Annotated in this window: 17 protein-coding genes; 5 read left to right on the top strand and 12 right to left on the bottom strand. The window is 67.9% G+C overall.

Features of this window, described 5'->3' with window-relative positions; all coding sequences use genetic code 11:
• Positions 1–24: 24 nt before the first annotated feature.
• On the bottom strand, positions 25–1,143 hold the full coding sequence (locus tag AC1DYX_RS15135) for a glycosyltransferase family 2 protein (RefSeq protein ID WP_477260146.1): 1,119 nt from the start codon (positions 1,141–1,143) through the stop codon (positions 25–27).
• A gap of 144 nt (positions 1,144–1,287) precedes the next feature.
• Between AC1DYX_RS15135 and AC1DYX_RS15130 the strand changes: the two genes are divergently transcribed.
• The 3 genes from AC1DYX_RS15130 (at position 1,288) to pepN (ending at position 5,848) form a co-directional block, all read left to right on the top strand.
• The gene (locus AC1DYX_RS15130) at positions 1,288–1,899 is read left to right on the top strand and encodes a substrate-binding periplasmic protein (protein ID WP_477260144.1); all 612 of its coding nucleotides are present in this window, start codon (positions 1,288–1,290) and stop codon (positions 1,897–1,899) included.
• 53 nt (positions 1,900–1,952) lie between these two features.
• Complete coding sequence (locus AC1DYX_RS15125) at positions 1,953–3,017, top strand: alkene reductase (RefSeq protein WP_477260141.1); 1,065 nt, start codon at positions 1,953–1,955, stop codon at positions 3,015–3,017.
• A 182-nt stretch (positions 3,018–3,199) separates the two neighbouring features.
• The gene (pepN, locus tag AC1DYX_RS15120) at positions 3,200–5,848 is read left to right on the top strand and encodes an aminopeptidase N (protein ID WP_477260139.1); all 2,649 of its coding nucleotides are present in this window, start codon (positions 3,200–3,202) and stop codon (positions 5,846–5,848) included.
• Positions 5,849–5,860: 12 nt separating this feature from the next.
• Here pepN and AC1DYX_RS15115 read toward each other — a convergent pair whose 3' ends face one another.
• The 3 genes from AC1DYX_RS15115 to AC1DYX_RS15105 form a co-directional block, all read right to left on the bottom strand.
• Complete coding sequence (locus tag AC1DYX_RS15115; protein WP_477260137.1) at positions 5,861–6,715, bottom strand: aldo/keto reductase; 855 nt, start codon at positions 6,713–6,715, stop codon at positions 5,861–5,863.
• A 178-nt stretch (positions 6,716–6,893) separates the two neighbouring features.
• Positions 6,894–9,005: an elongation factor G gene (gene fusA / locus AC1DYX_RS15110; protein ID WP_477260135.1), complete on the bottom strand. Its 2,112-nt coding sequence runs from the start codon at positions 9,003–9,005 to the stop codon at positions 6,894–6,896.
• 198 nt (positions 9,006–9,203) lie between these two features.
• The gene (locus AC1DYX_RS15105; RefSeq protein WP_477260133.1) at positions 9,204–10,424 is read right to left on the bottom strand and encodes a diguanylate cyclase domain-containing protein; all 1,221 of its coding nucleotides are present in this window, start codon (positions 10,422–10,424) and stop codon (positions 9,204–9,206) included.
• 349 nt (positions 10,425–10,773) lie between these two features.
• On the opposite strand from AC1DYX_RS15105, the gene AC1DYX_RS15100 reads away from it, so the two are divergent.
• Positions 10,774–11,982: a DUF1565 domain-containing protein gene (locus tag AC1DYX_RS15100; protein ID WP_477260131.1), complete on the top strand. Its 1,209-nt coding sequence runs from the start codon at positions 10,774–10,776 to the stop codon at positions 11,980–11,982.
• 109 nt (positions 11,983–12,091) lie between these two features.
• Here AC1DYX_RS15100 and arsC read toward each other — a convergent pair whose 3' ends face one another.
• Positions 12,092–12,439: an arsenate reductase (glutaredoxin) gene (arsC, locus tag AC1DYX_RS15095; RefSeq protein WP_477260129.1), complete on the bottom strand. Its 348-nt coding sequence runs from the start codon at positions 12,437–12,439 to the stop codon at positions 12,092–12,094.
• A gap of 179 nt (positions 12,440–12,618) precedes the next feature.
• Here arsC and AC1DYX_RS15090 point away from each other — a divergent pair, with 179 nt between their 5' ends.
• Entirely contained in the window at positions 12,619–13,272 is a 654-nt protein-coding gene (locus AC1DYX_RS15090; RefSeq protein WP_477260127.1) for a 1-acyl-sn-glycerol-3-phosphate acyltransferase, read from the top strand.
• Here the strand turns inward: AC1DYX_RS15090 and AC1DYX_RS15085 are convergent.
• The 7 genes from AC1DYX_RS15085 to AC1DYX_RS15055 form a co-directional block, all read right to left on the bottom strand.
• Entirely contained in the window at positions 13,240–13,950 is a 711-nt protein-coding gene (locus AC1DYX_RS15085) for a HupE/UreJ family protein (protein ID WP_477260125.1), read from the bottom strand. The two genes, AC1DYX_RS15090 and AC1DYX_RS15085, sit on opposite strands and share 33 nt — an antisense overlap.
• A gap of 42 nt (positions 13,951–13,992) precedes the next feature.
• Complete coding sequence (gene ureG, locus AC1DYX_RS15080) at positions 13,993–14,604, bottom strand: urease accessory protein UreG (RefSeq protein WP_477260123.1); 612 nt, start codon at positions 14,602–14,604, stop codon at positions 13,993–13,995.
• An 11-nt stretch (positions 14,605–14,615) separates the two neighbouring features.
• Positions 14,616–15,281, bottom strand: a complete 666-nt coding sequence (locus AC1DYX_RS15075) for an urease accessory protein UreF (RefSeq protein ID WP_477260121.1) — start codon at positions 15,279–15,281, stop codon at positions 14,616–14,618.
• The gene (gene ureE / locus AC1DYX_RS15070; protein ID WP_477260119.1) at positions 15,278–15,814 is read right to left on the bottom strand and encodes an urease accessory protein UreE; all 537 of its coding nucleotides are present in this window, start codon (positions 15,812–15,814) and stop codon (positions 15,278–15,280) included. The genes AC1DYX_RS15075 and ureE overlap by 4 nt, the downstream gene beginning before the upstream one ends.
• A gap of 150 nt (positions 15,815–15,964) precedes the next feature.
• Positions 15,965–17,665, bottom strand: coding sequence for an urease subunit alpha (gene ureC, locus AC1DYX_RS15065; protein ID WP_477260117.1), 1,701 nt, complete (start codon positions 17,663–17,665; stop codon positions 15,965–15,967).
• Positions 17,666–17,983: an urease subunit beta gene (locus AC1DYX_RS15060; RefSeq protein WP_477260115.1), complete on the bottom strand. Its 318-nt coding sequence runs from the start codon at positions 17,981–17,983 to the stop codon at positions 17,666–17,668.
• A partial coding sequence (locus AC1DYX_RS15055) for a GNAT family N-acetyltransferase (protein WP_477260113.1) occupies positions 17,980–18,260 on the bottom strand: 281 nt, incomplete at its 5' end. The genes AC1DYX_RS15055 and AC1DYX_RS15060, both read right to left, overlap by 4 nt.

Below are 18,260 nucleotides of genomic sequence, written 5' to 3'. Positions count from 1 at the left end.
CGCCGGACCCACCGCGCGCCGCGCTCATGTCCCCTCCCGCGGTGCGCGCGGACGCCGGCGCGACGACGCGGCCGCCCCCGCCCTATCCGCGCGCACGTCGCCTACGCGCATGTTGCCCGCGACATGCCCAACCGTCTCGCGCACGAGGTAAGCCGGCGTGCCGCCCGCCTCGAACCACGTGCGCGCGAGCATCTCGGCCAGGATGCCCGTGCAGACGAATTGCGCGCCGATGACGGCGAGCAGGATGCCGAGCAGCAGCAGCGGCCGGCCCGCGATCGAGGCCCCGTCTCCCAGCTTCAGCCACGTGAGCCAGGCGAGCGCGAGCAGCCCGGCACCGCCGCAGGCCAGCCCGATGCGGCCGAAGAAATGGCCGGGGCTGGCCCGGAAGCGGACGAAGAATGCCATCGTCAGCAGGTCCAGCAGGACCCGCACAGACCGCGCCAGCCCGGATACGCCATATTTCGAGCGGCCATGCAGTCGCGGGAAGTGGCTGACCTCTTCTTCCCGGATGCGCTCCGGCGACGTCACCGTGGCCATCCAGCTCGGGATGAAGCGGTGCATCTCGCCGTACAGGCGCACCCGGCGCAGCACGGCGGCGCGGTAGACCTTGAGGGTGCAGCCATAGTCGTGCAGCGGCACGCCCGTCAGCAGCCCGATCACGCGGTTGCCGAGCCGCGACGGCAGGCGGCGCAGCCAGCCGTCGCGGCGCACGCGGCGCCAGCCGACCACGAGATCGAGGTCTTCGTCGAGCAGCCGGCGCACCATGCGCACGATGTCGTGCGGATTGTTTTGCAGGTCGCCGTCCAGCGTGGCGATGACGGAGCCCCGCGCCACGTCGATGCCCGCCTGCATGGCCGCCGTCTGTCCGAAGCCGCGCCGCAGGATCACGCCGCTCAGGTGGTGCGGACTGGCGGCGACGGCTTCGCGGATGCGTACGCGGGTGGCGTCGCGGCTGCCGTCGTCGACGAGGATCAGTTGCCACGGCCACGGCGCGCCGGCCAGCGCGGCCTGGACCTGGGTGGCCAGCGGCAGCACGTTGTCTTCCTCGTCGCGCAGCGGGACGACGATGGACAGGTAGTGGCCGCCGTCCGCGCCCGCCGGGGCAGCGTCCCGGACGGTTCCGGTCCCCCTGGATTCATGCATGGCACGCCTTTCGTGCCACCATCGCGATGAAGACCATCATCCCATCCTCCCTGTCGGCGCCCGCCACCGGGCTGGCAGGCGTATCTTGGCGCGCGGGCGCGATGCGACGACGATGCAGGTCAAACGTGCGCGCGAAGGCCGGCGTTGTGGGAACGACACGCGCCGCCACCGTTCGCCATCGGGCAACCCGTCGGCAAACCGATCTTCTTCGTGCGTCATTACCTGGCGGTACGCAAGGACGATCCTGTCGCGATCGCGTCGACGGCCGACCTGGCCCGGCTCGGCGACCTCGTCACGACGCAGCGCGCGTCGGTGTTTACGGAGCGGCTGCGCGAGGCCGGCGTCCGGGTCGACGATGCCACGGACGACAACCGCGTCAACGTGCGCAAGATCCTCGCCGGCCACGGCCGCTTCGCGTACGTGATCGCCCTGCGCTACCTGATCCGCAAGGAGGGCCTGGAGGACCGGGTGCGCATGCTGCCCGTCATCCTGGGCGACGAGCCGATGTATTTCCGGGTCGGCCACAAGGCCGATCCCGCGCTCGCGCCGCTGCTGGGCACCGCCCTCGACAGGCTGAAGGCGAGCGGCGAGCTCGATCGCATTTACGCGCGCTGGGCGGACCTCGCCCCCCTGACCGGTCGCCAGGCCGCCGTGAGCAGCTTGAGGCAAACCGGCCAGCATAGCACCGCTGTCTGTGGGCCGTGTCCGCCCTGCGGAATCCGCGCGTCCTCTGCAGGAATTTCGACGCGGCTTTAAGATGCCCTCTTCCGCCGCATGATCGCGGCGGATCAACGACAACAGGAGTACCAATGACGACTTTGTTTGACCCGATCAAGGTCGGCGGCCTCGAGCTGCCGAACCGCATCATCATGGCGCCGCTGACCCGCTCGCGCGCCGTGGGCGCAGGCCGCGTGCCGAACGCCCTGATGGCCGAATACTACGTACAACGTGCGTCGGCCGGTCTGATCCTGTCGGAAGCGACCTCGGTGACCCCGATGGGCGTGGGCTATGCCGACACCCCGGGCATCTGGTCCGACGAACAGGTCGCAGGCTGGAAGCAAGTCACCGACGCCGTGCACAATGCCGGCGGCCGCATCTTCCTGCAGCTGTGGCACGTGGGCCGCATTTCCGACCCGATCTTCCTGGACGGCGAGCTGCCCGTCGCACCGTCGGCCATCCAGCCGCAAGGCCACGTCAGCCTCGTGCGTCCGGTGAAGCCGTACGTCACGCCGCGCGCGCTGGCCCTCGAGGAAATCCCCGGCATCGTCGCAGCCTACCGCAAGGGCGCGGAGAACGCGCAGAAGGCCGGTTTCGACGGCGTCGAGATCCATGGTGCCAATGGCTATCTGCTCGACCAGTTCCTGCAAGACAGCACCAACCAGCGCACGGATGCATACGGCGGCTCGGTCGAGAACCGCGCACGCCTGATGCTGGAAGTGACGGATGCCTGCATCGCCGTCTGGGGCGCCGACCGCGTCGGCATGCACCTCGCGCCGCGCCGTGACGCCCACGACATGGGCGATTCCACGCCGCTGGACACCTTCGGCCATGTCGCACGCGAACTGGGCAAGCGCGGCATCGCCTTCATCTGCGCCCGCGAAGCGATCGGCGCGGACCGCCTCGGTCCGGAGCTGAAGCGCATCTTTGGTGGCGTTTATATCGCCAACGAAAAGATGACGAAGGACAGCGCCGAACAGCTGATCACGAGCGGCGAAGCGGATGCCGTCGCTTTTGGCCAATGGTTCATCGCCAACCCGGACCTGCCGGAACGCCTCAAGCGCGACGCACCGCTGAACGCACCGCGTCCCGACAAGTTCTACGGTACGACCGCCGAAGGCTATACCGACTATCCGGCCCTGCAGGCCAACGGCTGACGCACTGCCGGGCAGGCGTCGCCTGCCCGGCATATTCTCCCTCATGTACATATCGCGGTAAAAAAAAACTTCGCCAGCGGGCATCGCAGGTACGACTGGCCTTGCTGACATGCTATTCTTGCGAGATTCCTACTGGGCGTAGCCACAAGCCATCGCCTTTGTTCATCGTCGCAAGGAGTCCCGTGAAGACCTGCCTACCCCGCCTGATGCCGCTCGCCGCCGCCACCGCGCTGGCGTTTGCCTCCATCCCTTCCGTCCACGCCGCCACCGCGGCACGTGCCGACAACGCCTTCCTGTCGCAGGCCGACGCCGCCGCCCGCGCGGCGCGCGTGTCCAACGTCGACTATGCCCTCGATTTCACCCTCACCGGCAAGGAAACGTTCAGCGGCAAGACGACGCTCACCTTCGACCTGAAGGACACGGCCAGTCCGCTGACCGTCGACCTCGACAAGGCCACGATCCGCTCGCTGACCGTCAACGGCAAGACCGTCGCGCCGCAGTACAACGGCTGGTTCGTCACGCTCGCGCCGCACGACCTCGCCCGCGGACGCAACACGGTCGTCGTCGCCTACGAACGTCCGCACAGCACGAACGGCGAGGGCCTGCACCGCATGGTCGACCCCGTCGACGACCGCGTCTACACGTATTCGCACTTCGAACCGGCCGCCGCGCACCAGATGTTCGCCGTGTTCGACCAGCCCGACCTGAAGGCCACTTACCAGGTGACCGTGAGCGTCCCGGCCGACTGGCAGGTGATCTCGACGACGCGCGAGACGAACGTCGCCCCGGCCGGCGACCTGCGCCGCTGGACGTTCGCCCGTACCAAGAAACTGAGCCCGTACAATTTCTCGATGCACGCCGGCCCCTACAAGATGTGGGAAGACACGAGCGGCAAGTACCCGATGCGCCTGTTCGCGCGCCAGTCCGTGGCATCCCAGATCAAGCCGGCGGAATGGTTCAAGTACACGAAGGCCGGCCTCGCATTCTTCGACGATTACTTCGGCATCCCCTACCAGTTCGAGAAATACGACCAGGTGCTCGTGCCCGACTTCCTGTACGGTGCGATGGAAAACGCGGCCGCCATCACGTTCGCGGAGCGCGGCTTCATGTACAAGGCCGACATGACGGCCGAACAGCGCGCCCGCCTGGCCAGCGTCATCATGCACGAAATGGCGCACCAGTGGTTCGGCGACCTCGTCACGATGCAGTGGTGGAACGGCCTGTGGCTGAACGAGAGCTTCGCATCGTTCATGGGCACGCTGGCCACGGCCGAAGCGACGGAATTCAAGGATGCATGGCGCGCCTTCTATTCCGAGGGCAAGCAGCACGCCTACGAGCAGGACCAGAAACCGACGACGCACCCGATCGAAGTGCCCGTACCGTCGACGCAGAACGCCTTCGACAACATCGATGCGATCACGTATTCAAAGGGTGCCTCCACGCTGATGCAACTGCGCCACCTGCTGGGTGCCGACGTATTCCGCAAGGGTGTGCACGACTACCTCGTCAAATACCAGTATCGCAACGCGAAGCTCGACGACTTCATCGGCAGCCTCGGCCAGGCAGCCGGGCGCGACCTCACGGGCTGGACGAAAGAATGGCTGTACCAGCCGGGCGTCAACACGATCGCCGCGACCTATGCCTGCAAGGACGGCAGGATCGCCGGCTTCACGCTCGACCAGAGCGCCGCGGGCAAGGGCTTCCCCACCCTGCGCGAACAACGCGTGCAGGTGGCCGCATATCGGCTGGATGGCATGCAATACAAGCTCGAACGCAATGTCGCCGTCACCTACAAGGGCGCAAAGACGGCCGTGCCCGGCATGAACGGCGCCGCCTGCCCCGACCTCGTCTACCCGAACTACGGCGACTGGGGTTTCGTGAAAGTCCAGCTCGACCCGCGCTCGTTCGACAGTGCGCGCAGCCACCTGGCGGCCGTCGACGACCCGCTGCTGCGTGCCATGCTGTGGCAGAGCCTGTGGGACGGCGTCCGCGACGGCAAGCTGCCGCTGAACGACTTCCTCGCCACGGCGCTGAATAACGCACCCCAGGAAAAAGACTACACGCTGCTGGGCGACGTGCTGGGCAAGGTCGTCGCCTCCAGGCGCTACCTCGACCTGATGGATCCGCAGGCCGCGTACGCCCAGGCCGTCAAGCGCCAGCTGGAAGACATGGCCTGGACGGCGACCCTCGCGAACAAGGGCGACGACAACTTCCAGCGCCGCTGGTTCGGCACCTACATCGCCGTGGCCGGCTCGCGCGACGCCCTGGACCGCCTCGCGGCCGTCCTCGACGGCAAGCAGACGGTGGACGGCCTCGCGATCAACCAGGACCTGCGCTGGGCCATCATCGGCCGCCTGAACCGCTACGGCTACCCCGGCGCCGCCGCGCTCGTCGACGCCGAACAGGCGCGCGACAAGTCGGACTCGGGCCAGGCCGCCGCCCTGACGGCCGTCGTGAGCCGCCCGGACCCGGCCGTCAAGACCGAGTGGCTGGGCACCGTGCACGACCTGCAGACGAAGCTGCCGTTCTCGAAGGTACGCGCGACCATGGAGCACCTGTACCCGGCCGAGCAGCACGCGCTGGGCGAGCAGACGGCCGCTTCTCGCCTGGCCCGCCTGGCGCAGCTCGACAAGGCCGCGGGTCCCGTGTTCATGCGCACCTACGGTCCCGCACTGATCCCGGCCGGCTGCACGCCGTCCAGCGTGCAGCGCCTGCAGGCCGCCGCCGACGCCGACAAGGACCTGTCCGCCGGTACCCGCCGCGCCCTGCTCGATGCGCTGCAGGAAGACCAGCGCTGCGTCGTGATCCGGCAGGCCATGACGGCGCATTGACTGCGCACTGGGTCAGCGCATCGCCAGCGGACCGCGCCGCTCCGGCGGCGCAAAGCCCGCATCCAGCAGCGCCATGTCCTCGATCGTCAGCAGCGGCGCGAGGTCCAGCGCGGCGCGGTTGGCGCGCACGTGGTCCGGTTGCACGGCCTTCGGGATCGTCACGACGCCGTCCTGGCGCAGCAGCCACGCCAGCGCCACCTGGGCCGGCGTGACGCCGTGGCGGCGCGCGACCTCGCCCAGCTGCGGCCGCGTCAGCAGGGCCCGCTGTTCGGCCCGCGTCGATTCGAGCGGCGAATACGCCATCACGGGGATGCCGCGCGCGCGGCACCACGGCAGCAGCTCCCACTCGATGCCGCGCTTGACGAGGTTGTACAACACCTGGTTCGTCGCGATGCCAGCGCCGGCCGGGAGCGCGGCGGCTTCCTCCATGTCGTCAGTGTCGAAATTGGACACGCCGTAGTCGCGGATCTTGCCCTCATCGCGCAGGCGCTCGAACGCCTCCAGCGTCTCCGCGAGCGGCACGCCGCCGCGCCAGTGCAGCAGGTAGAGGTCGAGGTGGTCGGTGCCCAGGCGGCGCAGGCTGCGCTCGCACGCGGCGCGCACGCCCGCGCGCGAGGCATTGTGCGGATAGACCTTGCTGACCAGGCAGACGTCGTCGCGGCGGCCGGCGATCGCCTCGCCGACGACCTTCTCGGCGCCGCCCTCCCCATACATCTCGGCCGTGTCGATCAGGGTCATGCCGAGGTCCATGCCGAGGCGCAGCGCGGCCACCTCGGCCGTGCGCGCGGACGGGTCCTCGCCCATGTTCCAGGTGCCCTGGCCGAGGATCGGGATCGTGCCGCCGGAAGGAAGTGAAAGCAACTTCATCAGTTTCTCCACGTAGGGTGGGCATTTGGGGCCGGGGGGGATTGATGCCGGGGGCATCAATCCAATGAAATGTGCCCACGCGTGACGTTTGCGGCATGTTGGCATTCGCGTGGGCACGTGGTGCCCACCCTACAGCAGGGAACCACATGCACACGGCCCTGCCGACCATCTCACCCGCTCAGTGTTTCGCCGTCCGCGCCGTCGCGATCTCGTCGAGGATGTGCCTGGGCACGGCCGAGTAATGCTTGAACTCCATCGTGTACGTGGCCCGGCCCTGCGTCAGCGAACGCAAGGTGGTCGAGTAGCCGAACATCTCGGACAGCGGCACGACGGCGTCGATCACCTTCCCGCCGCCACCGGGAATCTCGTCCATGCCCTGCACCACGCCGCGCCGCGTCGACAGATCGCCCATCACGTTGCCCGTGAATTCCTCCGGCGTCTCGACCTCGACCTGCATCATCGGCTCCAGCAGTTCCGGCGCGGCCTTGCGCATGCCGTCCTTGAACGCCATCGACGCTGCCACGCGGAACGCGTTCTCGTTCGAGTCCACGTCGTGGTACGAGCCGAACGTCAGGGTGGCGCGCACGTCCACGACGGGATAGCCGGCCAGCACGCCCGCTTGCAGGGTCTCCTGGATGCCCTTGTCGACCGCGGGAATGTACTCGCGCGGCACGACGCCGCCCTTGATGGCGTCGACGAATTCATAGCCCTTGCCCGGCTCGAGCGGCTCCAGCTTCAGCACGACGTGGCCGTACTGGCCCTTGCCGCCCGACTGCTTGACGAACTTGCCCTCGATGTTCTCGACGGCCTTCTGGATCGTCTCGCGGTATGCCACCTGCGGCTTGCCGACGGTCGCCTCCACGCCGAATTCGCGCTTCATGCGGTCGACCAGGATCTCGAGGTGCAGTTCCCCCATGCCGGACATGATCGTCTGGCCCGACTCCTCGTCCGTGCGCACGCGGAACGACGGGTCTTCCTGCGCGAGACGCGACAGCGCGATGCCCATCTTTTCCTGGTCGGCCTTGGTCTTCGGCTCGACGGCCTGTGAGATCACGGGTTCCGGAAACGCCATCTTTTCCAGCACGATCACCTTGTCCGGATCGGACAGCGTATCGCCCGTCGTCACGGCCTTCAGCCCGACGGCGGCGGCGATGTCGCCCGCGAACACCTCCTTGATCTCCTTGCGCTCATTGGCGTGCATCTGCAGGATGCGGCCCAGCCGTTCCTTCTGGCCCTTGGTCGGGTTGTACACGGTATCGCCCGAATTCACGACGCCCGAGTACACGCGGAAGAACGTCAACTGGCCGACGAACGGGTCGGTCATGATCTTGAAGGCGAGCGCGGAGAACGGCTCGTCGTCCGACGGATGCCGCTCCAGCGGGCGATCGTCCTCGTCGTGGCCCGCGATCGCCGGGATGTCGGCGGGCGACGGCAGGTATTCGACGACGGCGTCCAGCATCGCCTGCACGCCCTTGTTCTTGAAGGCGGAGCCGGCCAGCATCGGGACGATCTCGCCCGCGATGGTGCGCCGGCGCAGTGCGGCCTTGATCTCGTCCTCCGTCAGCGCTTCGCCGTTCAGGTATTTTTCCGTCAGCTCGGGCGTGGCCTCGGCCGCCGCCTCGACCATGTGCTCGCGCCACTTCTGCGCCAGCGGCAGCAGGTCGGCCGGGATGTCCTCGTAGGTGAAGCGCACGCCCTGGCTCGCGTCGTCCCAGCGGATGGCGCGCATCTTGACGAGGTCGACCACGCCCTCGAAATGCTCTTCCGCGCCGAGCGGGATCTGGATCGGCACGGCATTGCCCTTCAGGCGGTCGTGGATCTGCTGCTGGACGCGGAAGAAGTCCGCGCCCACGCGGTCCATCTTGTTGACGAAGGCGATGCGCGGCACCTTGTACTTGTTCGCCTGGCGCCATACGGTCTCCGACTGCGGCTGCACGCCGCCGACGGAATCGTAGACCATGACGGCGCCGTCGAGCACGCGCATCGAGCGCTCGACTTCGATCGTGAAGTCGACGTGGCCCGGCGTGTCGATGATGTTGATGCGGTGCTCGGCGAAATTACCGCCCATGCCCTTCCAGAAGGCCGTCGTCGCGGCCGAGGTGATCGTGATGCCGCGTTCCTGTTCCTGCTCCATCCAGTCCATCGTCGCCGCGCCGTTGTGCACCTCGCCGATCTTGTGGTTCACGCCGGTGTAGAACAGGATGCGCTCCGTGGTCGTGGTCTTGCCGGCATCGATGTGGGCACTGATGCCGATGTTGCGGTAACGCTCGATGGGGGTCTTACGGCTCATCACAATCTCCTGTGGATACGGAACGCCAATGTAAGTGTATATACCCGCATTTTCAAGACCGGGCGGCGCGACCTGGTCTTGAGACAGGGTGCGTAGCTGCACAATGTAACTGAAGTGCGGCGATCGTGCTGGCCTCGTGCCGGCGCCGGTGCCACCGTCCATGCAGCGCGGATGACCCGGCCCGGCGCCGGCCTGCGATCAAACCCGGCAGCGACCCGTCGGCGCGAACGACACCATGCCGCGCCCGCCCTCTTTCGACTGGTAGAGTGCCTCGTCGGCGGCTTCGACCAGCATGTCGATATCGGAGCCATTGTGCGGAAAGCACGCGACGCCGATACTGGCGCCCACGGCGTCGTCCGGCAGGTCGGCATGGAGGCGGGTCCTGAGCGATGAGATCAGGCGCTCCGCGAGCCCGATCAGATCGATCCGCGAGACGTTTCCCTCCACCAGCAATGCGAACTCGTCTCCGCCGAGACGGGCGAGAAGTTCGCCGGCACGCAGCGTCGTCCGGAAGCGCGCCGTGGCCGCCTTCAACACCTCGTCGCCCGTCGCATGCCCGAGGGTGTCGTTGACCTTCTTGAAGCCGTCCAGATCGATCAGCAACAGCGTAAAGCAGGATTGGTCGCGCTGGCTTCTCCCGACCAGTTGCCGCGCCCAGCTGTGGAAAAACCGGCGATTCGGCAAGCCGGTCAGTACATCGTGGGACGCCTCCTGCGCCAGATGCGCAGCCAGTTCATTGTTCATCCTGGCCGAGGTGGACAGCGAACGCCACGCATGAAGCGTCAGTGCAACGGCGGTGCCGAGAATGAGCACGAGGAGGACCGCGCTTCTCTCGATCCGCCTGTTCAGATCGTCCAGCAGCCGGTCGCGCGCCCGCCGCAGATTCTCCAGGTTGGCCTGGATGAGGAGACGCGCCTTGCTCATCTGGCTTTTGCCATAGCCACCCTTGACCACGTCGAGTGCGGCCGCGCCGTGCCCCTGCCTTTTCAGCGCGACCGTTCGCGCAAGTTCCTCGAGCCCGGAGTCTGCCAGCAGCATGATCTGCGCGGCATCGCCCTTGAGATGCTCATCCATGGCGCCGTCTTCCCGCGACCGCCGGATGCGTTCGCTGACATGATTGCGCCCACGTTGGTACTGCTCGAGCAAATTCGGATCGCCGGTCAGCAGGAAACCCCGCTGCCCCGTCTCGGCATCGAGCAGGTCGACCAGGATGTTTCTTGTTTCGATGCGCACCAGATCGTTGTCCCGCAGTTCACGCAGCGTCCGCCGCAGGTCGGCGACTTCGAACACGAAGAAGATACACAGCGCGCACAAGAGACCGAAGGCAATCAGCAGCGCGCTCGCACTTCGACGCAAATTTGCCGAGTGTACATTGAAGGAATGGAGCATCGAAAACCTACCCGTCTCAAAGGAGTTCATGATTCCTGTACGGACAACGGGACAGGGCGGACAGGATCCAGGCGGCAGCGGCGGCCGGTGCCACGGACGCTGCGTGCTGCCGGGTCAAGATTAAGGCAAAATAAACTTACTGATTTTGCTGTTTCAAACTTTTTTCGATGAGTGTTTGCGGACTACCACATCGGCAGCACGTGCGCACCATGCCGACGGAATGATCGACCCGCATCGGGTTGCACGGCGCCGCTGAYATGGCGCGTGCGTAGTCGCCTGCACCCGGCTTAAGCGGCATCAATCGCCCGATTGAGGCAGACGGCCGCGCCGGCGGGCGTGTCCGGCAAACTTGCGCCGTTAGCGATCGCACCTGCCCGCCATGACACCACTACGCCCTGCCCCGTCCGACGTACCGCCGCGCCACGGACGCGCTACCCTGCGGGCATTGGTCTATGCGCTCGCCTGCATCCTGCCTGCCGCCTGCACGATGAAGGAAGCACCCGCCATCACGGTCACGCCCGAGGTCGTACCGAACGAGCTGTACGTCGCACCGGACGGCCTGGACAGCAACCCGGGCACGCGCGCGGCGCCGCTGCGCTCATTGGCGCGCGCTGCCCGGCTCGTCACGCCCGGCACGATCGTCAACGTGCTGCCCGGCACCTACCACGGCGGTTTCCGCACGACCGTCGACGGCAAGGCGAACGCCCGCATCGTGTTCCGCGCAACGGAACGCTGGCGCGCGCACATCGTGCCACCGCCCGTGTCGGGGAGCGCGATGGGCTGGGACAACCGCGCCAGCTACGTCGACATCGAAGGCTTCGACATCGACGGCAGTCCCGGCCTCGACGGGCCGGAGGCGAGCGCCGGCATCCGCTGGACCACGGGCATCTACAGCGGCGGCTCGTACGACCGGATCGTCGGCAACCACCTACACCACGTCGCCATCACGGTGCCGTGCACGAGCGCGGGCGGCTCCGGCATCGGCGTGGACGGGTATTACCATGGCGCGCATGCCGAGGTGTCCGGCAACAGCGTGCACGACATCGGTCCTCCGGGCTGCCGCTGGGTGCAGGGCATCTATGTGAGCACGCCCGCCGCGATCCGCGACAACATCGTCTACCGGGTCGCGGAAGCGGGCATCCACCTGTGGCACGATGCCCACGACGTCGTCGTCGCCAACAATACGGTGGCGGCATCGAACACGGGCATCCTGGTCGGCGGCGGCGATTTTTATCACACGGACGGGCCGAACGACCACACGCGGGTCGTCAACAACATCGTGTACGACAACCGCTACGGCATCTCCGAACAGGGCGCGACGGGGGCGCACAACAGTTACCGCAACAACCTCGTGTCCGACAATACGGAGGGCGACTGGCACCTGGCGAAGGGCATGACACACAGCGGCACCGTGGCGGCCGCGCCCCGCTTCGTTGCCTACACGCGCGACGGCACGCCGGATTTCTGCCCGGCGGACGATTCTCCGGCGATCGGCAAGGGCTTGCACGACGCGGACGCCGGGCCGGACTTCCAGGGCAAGGCGCGTCCCGCAAAGGAGGCCATGGACATCGGCGCCTGCCAGCATTGACTGGCCCCGGAGCCGCCCGGAACTGGTGGGCACCCCGTGCCCACGCGGACGTATGCGGATTGCAAACGTCCGCGTGGGCGGAGGCCGCCCACCCTACTGGGATAGGTTCTTACAGGATCTCGCGCACCAGCTCGGCCGGCCGGCACAGGCGCACGCCCTTCGGCGTGACGACGAACGGGCGGTTGATGAGGATCGGGTGGGCCACCATCGCGTCCAGCAGCGCGTCGTCCGTCGTGGCCGGATCGTCCAGGCCCAGTTCCGCATACACCGCCTCCTTGCTGCGCACGGCATCGCGCACGTTCAGCCCGGCGCGGGCGATCAAGTCCTTCAGTTCGTCGCGCGACGGCGGCTGCGCGAGATAGTCGACCACATATGGTTCGATGCCGGCTTCGCGCAGGGCGGCCAAGGTGTTACGCGACGTGCCGCAGCGGGAATTGTGAAAAATCGTTACGTGCATCTTGAAAATCCTTGATTGAGAGGCAAGGATGATACCGACGGGGCCGCGAGGCTTCCAGTTTTTTCGCTTGTCCCCCTCCGGGCGGCGCTATAGAATGTCCGGTTTGCTTGCCGAGACGCAATAGAGATTGCCGGAGACGACCGCGTGCAGCCGGGCACGGTCCGCAGCAAGGAGGAAACATGAACGACGACTACCTGGTACGCTCCGAGGCGCTGCCGACCTGGCGCCAACGCGCGGCGCTGCGGCTGCTGAACGCGATCGGCTGGCAGTTCCATTTCAAACCCCTGCCCGGCCCGCACGGCATCGCCGTCGTGTATCCGCACACGTCGAACTGGGATTTCCCGGTCGGCCTGCTGGCCAAGTGGGCGGTCGGTCTGCACTTCCGCTGGCTCGCCAAGGATTCGCTGTTCCGCGGCCCGATGGGTGCGCTCATGCGCTACTGGGGCGGCGTGGCCGTCGACCGCAGCGCGCCGCAGGGTGCGATCCTGCGCCTGGCGCAGACGATGCGCGCGTCGGACTGGTTCTGGCTGGCAATCACGCCGGAAGGCACGCGCAGCTATCGGCCGCACTGGAAGAGCGGCTTCTATCGCATCGCGCTCGCCGCCGACGTGCCGGTGCTGCTCATCTCGCTCGATTACGGCAAAAAGATCATCGACGTCACGCGCACGCTGACGATGACGGGCGACGAAGCGGCCGACATCGCCGCCATCGCCCAGGCCTATGAAGGCGTGCGTGCCCGGTATCCAGACAAGGCGGCGCCGATCCGCCTGGCCGAGCCGGCCCCCGGCGCCAACCCGGCGTCAAGCGCCGACGACACCCGTCAGCAGGCATAAGCCGACCGCGCCGATCGCGGCGCCGGCCACGCGGCGCAGGCGCGCGCCCGGCAGCGCGCCGAGCGTCATCAACGCGGCGCTCGTCAGCAGAAAGCCCGCGCCGCTCGCGGCACCCGCCAGTTCCACGCCATGCGCCAGCCCATGCAGGAAGGCGCAACCACCTACCACGACGACCGCTGCCTGAGGCGGCAGGCGCCGCTGCAGGCCCGGCGAGCATGCCACGAGTCCGCCCAGCAGCAGCACGGTGGCGGCGATCGACGTCTCCAGCGCCGGCAGCGCGAGGCCCGCGCCGGCGCAGGCGGCGCCCAGCGCCATCATGACGAGGAACGCGGGCGGCAGCACGGCGCCATGGCGCTGCTCGCGGCTCCACAGGCCGACGGCCAGCAGCGCCAGCAGGTGGTCGAGCCCCGTCAGCGGATGCAGCAGGCCGGCCGTGAAACCGCTGTCCGGATGGCCCGGATGCGCGGCGGCAGGCAGTGCCACGGCCAGGCCCGCAAGCACGGCGACGACACCGGCCAGCCGGGAGCCGGTGCTCGACGACCCGCCTGCGACCGCGCGCAATCCGGCGTCGCGCGCCGCATGCTGGGCGCTGCGCTGCGCGCCGTAGCCGGATATGCGTACGTCGCCTTCCATGCCGTCGCCCGGCACCGCCCCATTCGTGTTGCCCTTGCTGTTCATGTGATGTCCTTTCGACGTGATCGTTGTGGTGTGTTCCCGGGCTCAGTGGTCGAGCAGCCCCTGCTCGCGGATGAAGTCGACGACGGCCTGCACGCCTTCGCCCGTGCGCAGGTTCGTGAAGACGAACGGACGCTCGCCGCGCTGGCGGCGCGCGTCGCTGGCCATGATGTCCAGGTTGGCGCCCACGTGCGGTGCGAGGTCCGTCTTGTTGATGATGAGGAGGTCCGAGCGCGTGATGCCGGGCCCGCCCTTGCGCGGGATCTTCTCGCCGCCGGCGACGTCGATCACGTACAGGGTCAGGTCCGAGAGCTCGGGGCTGAACGTGGCGGCCAGGTTGTCGCCGCCGGATTCCACGAGGACCAGTTCCAGTGCCGGGAAGTCGGCCTGCAGGCGGGCGATCGCTTCCAGGTTGATCGACGCGTCCTCGCGGATCGCCGTGTGCGGGCAGCCGCCCGTCTCGACGCCCATCAGGCGCTCGGGCGGCAGCGCGTTCGCGCGCAGCAGGATCTCCATGTCTTCGCGCGTGTAGATGTCGTTCGTGATCACGGCCATGTCGTAGTGTTCGCGCATGCTGCGGCACAGCTTTTCGCACAGGGCGGTCTTGCCGGAGCCGACCGGCCCGCCGATGCCCACGCGCAGGGGATTCGATGTCATTTCTACCTCTTTCAGGAACGATACAGGCGCCCATGCTGCACCTCGTGCCGCATCGACAGCATGGACAGGCCGGGCGACCAGTTCGACAGGTCGGCATCCGGCAGGGTGCGCGCCGTGACGGCCGCGCGTTCGATGTCGAGCCGCAGCGACAGCAGCAGGCGCTGGCCCGCCACCTGCCCCAGCGGCACGGATTTCACGCACACGAGCACCTGGTTCTCGGCCCAGGAAAACAGCATGGCCAGCAGCGCTTCCTCGTGCGGGATGCCGAGGGCGTCGACGGCACACGCATATGCCGCCGGCAGCGACACCTCGTCGCCCAGCAGGCCGACGTCGGCCACGCCCAGGTCCGCGATCAGCCGGGTCAGCGAATACCCCATCTGGACGGTTTCGGCGCGCAGTTCGGCCGTGTCGCGCGACGCCAGGAAGCAGGCGCTCCAGGTGTCGATTGCAGCCACGTCGCGTGCCGCGAACGCACGCAGCAGGCGCCACAACAGCGGCGCGTCCCAGCAGGCCAGCACCTCGTCGAGATAGCGCACGAGCCACGCGTGCGCGGTGATCGGGTCGTGCACGCGACCTTCCTCGATGGCCGCTTCCAGGCCCTGCGAATAGCTGTAGCCGCCGATCGGCAATGCCGGACTGGCGAACTGCAGCAGGTGCAGCAGGCTGGCGGCGTTCATGCGTCCGCCGGCGCCGTCGCAGGGGCCATGTCGGCCGGACGGTGGATCTTCTGGCGCACGGGCACGGGCGCCAGCAGGCCGCCGCCGTGGCCGTGATCGTGGTGGCCGTGGCCGCCGGCATACGCGCCCGGTTCCGGCTCGAACTTCGCCAGCTCTTCGATGACCTGCGCGCCGAGGCCTTCCACCATGTCCTTCAGCACCGGATCGACGCGGATGCGCAGCCAGCCCGGTCCCACCTGCGCCTGCGTGTGGCGGTTCCCGAGGTGGAACGCGCAGCGCGCGAGCATGGTGGCGTCCGCACAGCGCACGAGGTACGTGGGTTCGGGCGCCGCGACGACACGCACCACGCGCCCGCCCTCGCCCGTCAGCAGCTCGCCGTCACGCAGCACCGTGCCGCGCACGAGGAACAGCGCGACCTCTTCGCCGGACGCGAGCCGAGCCCGCTGGCGGCAACGCTCGCGCTGGTCGTATGGCAGCACCAGCGTGTCGTGGACGACGTCCGCCTGGGCGACCTTGGTATGCAGTGACAACATATGCGCTCCTTTACGTATCGGTTGACGGTCGGCGATGACGGCAACATCGCCGCATGGGCACGGGGTGCCCACCCTACGTCCACGCGGATCGCCCCCCGCTAAAAGGCGTAGGGTGGGCACCCCTGTGCCCACGCGGACCGAATCCGCCCGTTAAAACAAAAAGTACCTTTGCGCCAGCGGCAGCACGGCGGCCGGCTCGCACACCAGCAGGCGACCGTCCGCGCGCACCTCGTACGTCTCCGCATCGACCTCCATGTGCGGCGTCGCCCCGTTGTGTATCATGTCGCGCTTCCTCAGGCCGCGCGTATTGCGCACCGGGATGACGGTCTTGGCCAGCCCGAGCTGGCGGGCGATGCCCGCGTCGTACGCCGCCTGCGACACGAACGTGAACGATTTCTTCAGGCCCCCGCCGAACGCGCCGAACATGGGCCGGTAGTGCACCGGCTGCGGCGTCGGGATCGACGCGTTCGGGTCGCCCATCAGGCTCGTCGCGATCATCCCGCCCTTCAGCACCATCGACGGCTTGACGCCGAAGAAGCCGGGCCGCCACAGCACGATGTCGGCGATCTTGCCCGGCTCCAGCGAGCCGACGGCGWGCGAGATGCCGTGCGCGATCGCGGGATTGATCGTGTACTTGGCCACGTAGCGCTTGACGCGCGCGTTGTCGCTGCGCGCAGAGTCGCCCTCGAGCGGGCCGCGCTGCACCTTCATCTTGTGCGCCGTCTGCCACGTGCGCGTGATGGTCTCGCCGACGCGGCCCATGGCCTGCGAGTCGGACGACATCATCGAGATGGCGCCGAGGTCGTGCAGGATGTCCTCGGCCGCGATGGTCTCGCGGCGGATGCGCGACTCCGCGAACGCCACGTCTTCCGCGATGGCGGGGTCGAGGTGATGGCAGACCATCAGCATGTCGAGGTGCTCGTCCAGCGTGTTCACCGTGTACGGGCGCGTGGGATTCGTCGACGACGGCAGCACGTTGTCCTGGCCGACCGCGGCGATGATGTCCGGCGCGTGGCCGCCGCCCGCGCCTTCCGTGTGGAAGGTGTGGATCGTGCGGCCCTTGAACGCGGCCAGCGTGGATTCCAGGAAGCCGGCCTCGTTCAGCGTGTCGGAGTGCAGCGCGACCTGGATGTCCATGCGCTCCGCGACGGACAGGCAGCTGTCGATGGCGGCCGGCGTGCTGCCCCAGTCCTCGTGCAGTTTCAGGCCCACGACGCCCGCCTCCACTTGCTCTACCAATGGCCTCGCCTGGCTCACGTTACCCTTGCCGAAGAAGCCGAGGTTCATCGGAAAAGCGTCGGCCGCCATCAGCATCGAGTGGATGTGCCAGGCGCCCGGCGTGCAGGTCGTCGCGGCCGTACCGACCGCGGGACCGGTGCCGCCGCCCAGCATCGTCGTGATGCCGGACGTGAGGGCCTCGTCGATCTGTTGCGGGCAGATGAAGTGGATGTGCGTGTCGATGCCGCCCGCCGTGACGATCATGCCTTCGCCCGCGATGATCTCGGTCGCGCCGCCGATGGCCATCGTCACGCCCGGCTGGATGTCCGGATTACCCGCCTTGCCGATGCCGGCGATCAGGCCATCCTTGATGCCGATGTCGGCCTTGACGATGCCCCAGTGATCGACGATGACGGCGTTCGTGATCACGGTGTCCATCACGTCGGCGCGCGGCCGCTGCGACTGGCCCATGCCGTCGCGGATCACCTTGCCGCCGCCGAACTTCACTTCTTCGCCATAGATCGCGTAGTCGCGTTCGATCTCGATGACGAGTTCCGTGTCCGCCAGGCGGATGCGGTCGCCCGTCGTCGGGCCGTACATGTCGGCATACGCCTGCCGTGTGACGATGGCCATTCAGCGTCCTCCTTCGAGCGGGCCGGACACGCGGCCCAGGAAACCGTGCACGATGCGGCTGCCGTCCAGGTCGACCAGCTCCACGGTGCGTTGCTGGCCCGGCTCGAAGCGCACGGCGGTGCCGGCCGCGATGTTCAGGCGCATGCCGCGCGCGGCGGCGCGATCGAATTGCAGCGCATCGTTGGCTTCGTAAAAGTGATAGTGCGAGCCGACCTGCACGGGCCGGTCGCCGGCATTCGCGACGACGAGCGTCAGCGTGCGCCGGCCGGCGTTGATGACGATGTCGTCCGCCTCGAGGAAGTATTCGCCCGGGATCATGCCGCCTCCGTCATCAACAAGGTTTTCGTGTAGACGACCTGGCCGTCCGCGTCGCCCGCGCAGGCGTAGCCGAGATCGTGGATCAGGGCATCCGCGCCGGACCCGGCCTGCGCCGCGACGCGCAGCTCGGACCGCCCCAGCGCGCGCGCCTCGGCCTCGGCGGCGCGCAGCAGTACGCCGCCGATGCCGCGGCGGCGCATGCGTGCCCGCACGACCAGTGCCTCGACGACGGCGCGGCCGCAGTCGTCCGGAGGCAGGCACAGGTCCAGTTGCACGG

This window comes from Massilia sp. P2_C2 (assembly GCF_056404615.1).
Note: the sequence above shows the minus strand (reverse complement) of the source record. Positions and strands in the feature narration are given on the sequence as shown.

Coding starts and splice junctions, on each gene's coding strand:
- AC1DYX_RS15135 (WP_477260146.1), bottom strand. CDS start 1,143: ATGCATGAATCCAGGGGGACCGGAACCGTCCGGGACGCTGCCCCGGCG.
- AC1DYX_RS15125 (WP_477260141.1), top strand. CDS start 1,953: ATGACGACTTTGTTTGACCCGATCAAGGTCGGCGGCCTCGAGCTGCCG.
- AC1DYX_RS15115 (WP_477260137.1), bottom strand. CDS start 6,715: ATGAAGTTGCTTTCACTTCCTTCCGGCGGCACGATCCCGATCCTCGGC.
- fusA (WP_477260135.1), bottom strand. CDS start 9,005: ATGAGCCGTAAGACCCCCATCGAGCGTTACCGCAACATCGGCATCAGT.
- AC1DYX_RS15105 (WP_477260133.1), bottom strand. CDS start 10,424: ATGAACTCCTTTGAGACGGGTAGGTTTTCGATGCTCCATTCCTTCAAT.
- AC1DYX_RS15100 (WP_477260131.1), top strand. CDS start 10,774: ATGACACCACTACGCCCTGCCCCGTCCGACGTACCGCCGCGCCACGGA.
- arsC (WP_477260129.1), bottom strand. CDS start 12,439: ATGCACGTAACGATTTTTCACAATTCCCGCTGCGGCACGTCGCGTAAC.
- AC1DYX_RS15090 (WP_477260127.1), top strand. CDS start 12,619: ATGAACGACGACTACCTGGTACGCTCCGAGGCGCTGCCGACCTGGCGC.
- AC1DYX_RS15085 (WP_477260125.1), bottom strand. CDS start 13,950: ATGAACAGCAAGGGCAACACGAATGGGGCGGTGCCGGGCGACGGCATG.
- ureG (WP_477260123.1), bottom strand. CDS start 14,604: ATGACATCGAATCCCCTGCGCGTGGGCATCGGCGGGCCGGTCGGCTCC.
- AC1DYX_RS15075 (WP_477260121.1), bottom strand. CDS start 15,281: ATGAACGCCGCCAGCCTGCTGCACCTGCTGCAGTTCGCCAGTCCGGCA.
- ureE (WP_477260119.1), bottom strand. CDS start 15,814: ATGTTGTCACTGCATACCAAGGTCGCCCAGGCGGACGTCGTCCACGAC.
- AC1DYX_RS15060 (WP_477260115.1), bottom strand. CDS start 17,983: ATGATCCCGGGCGAATACTTCCTCGAGGCGGACGACATCGTCATCAAC.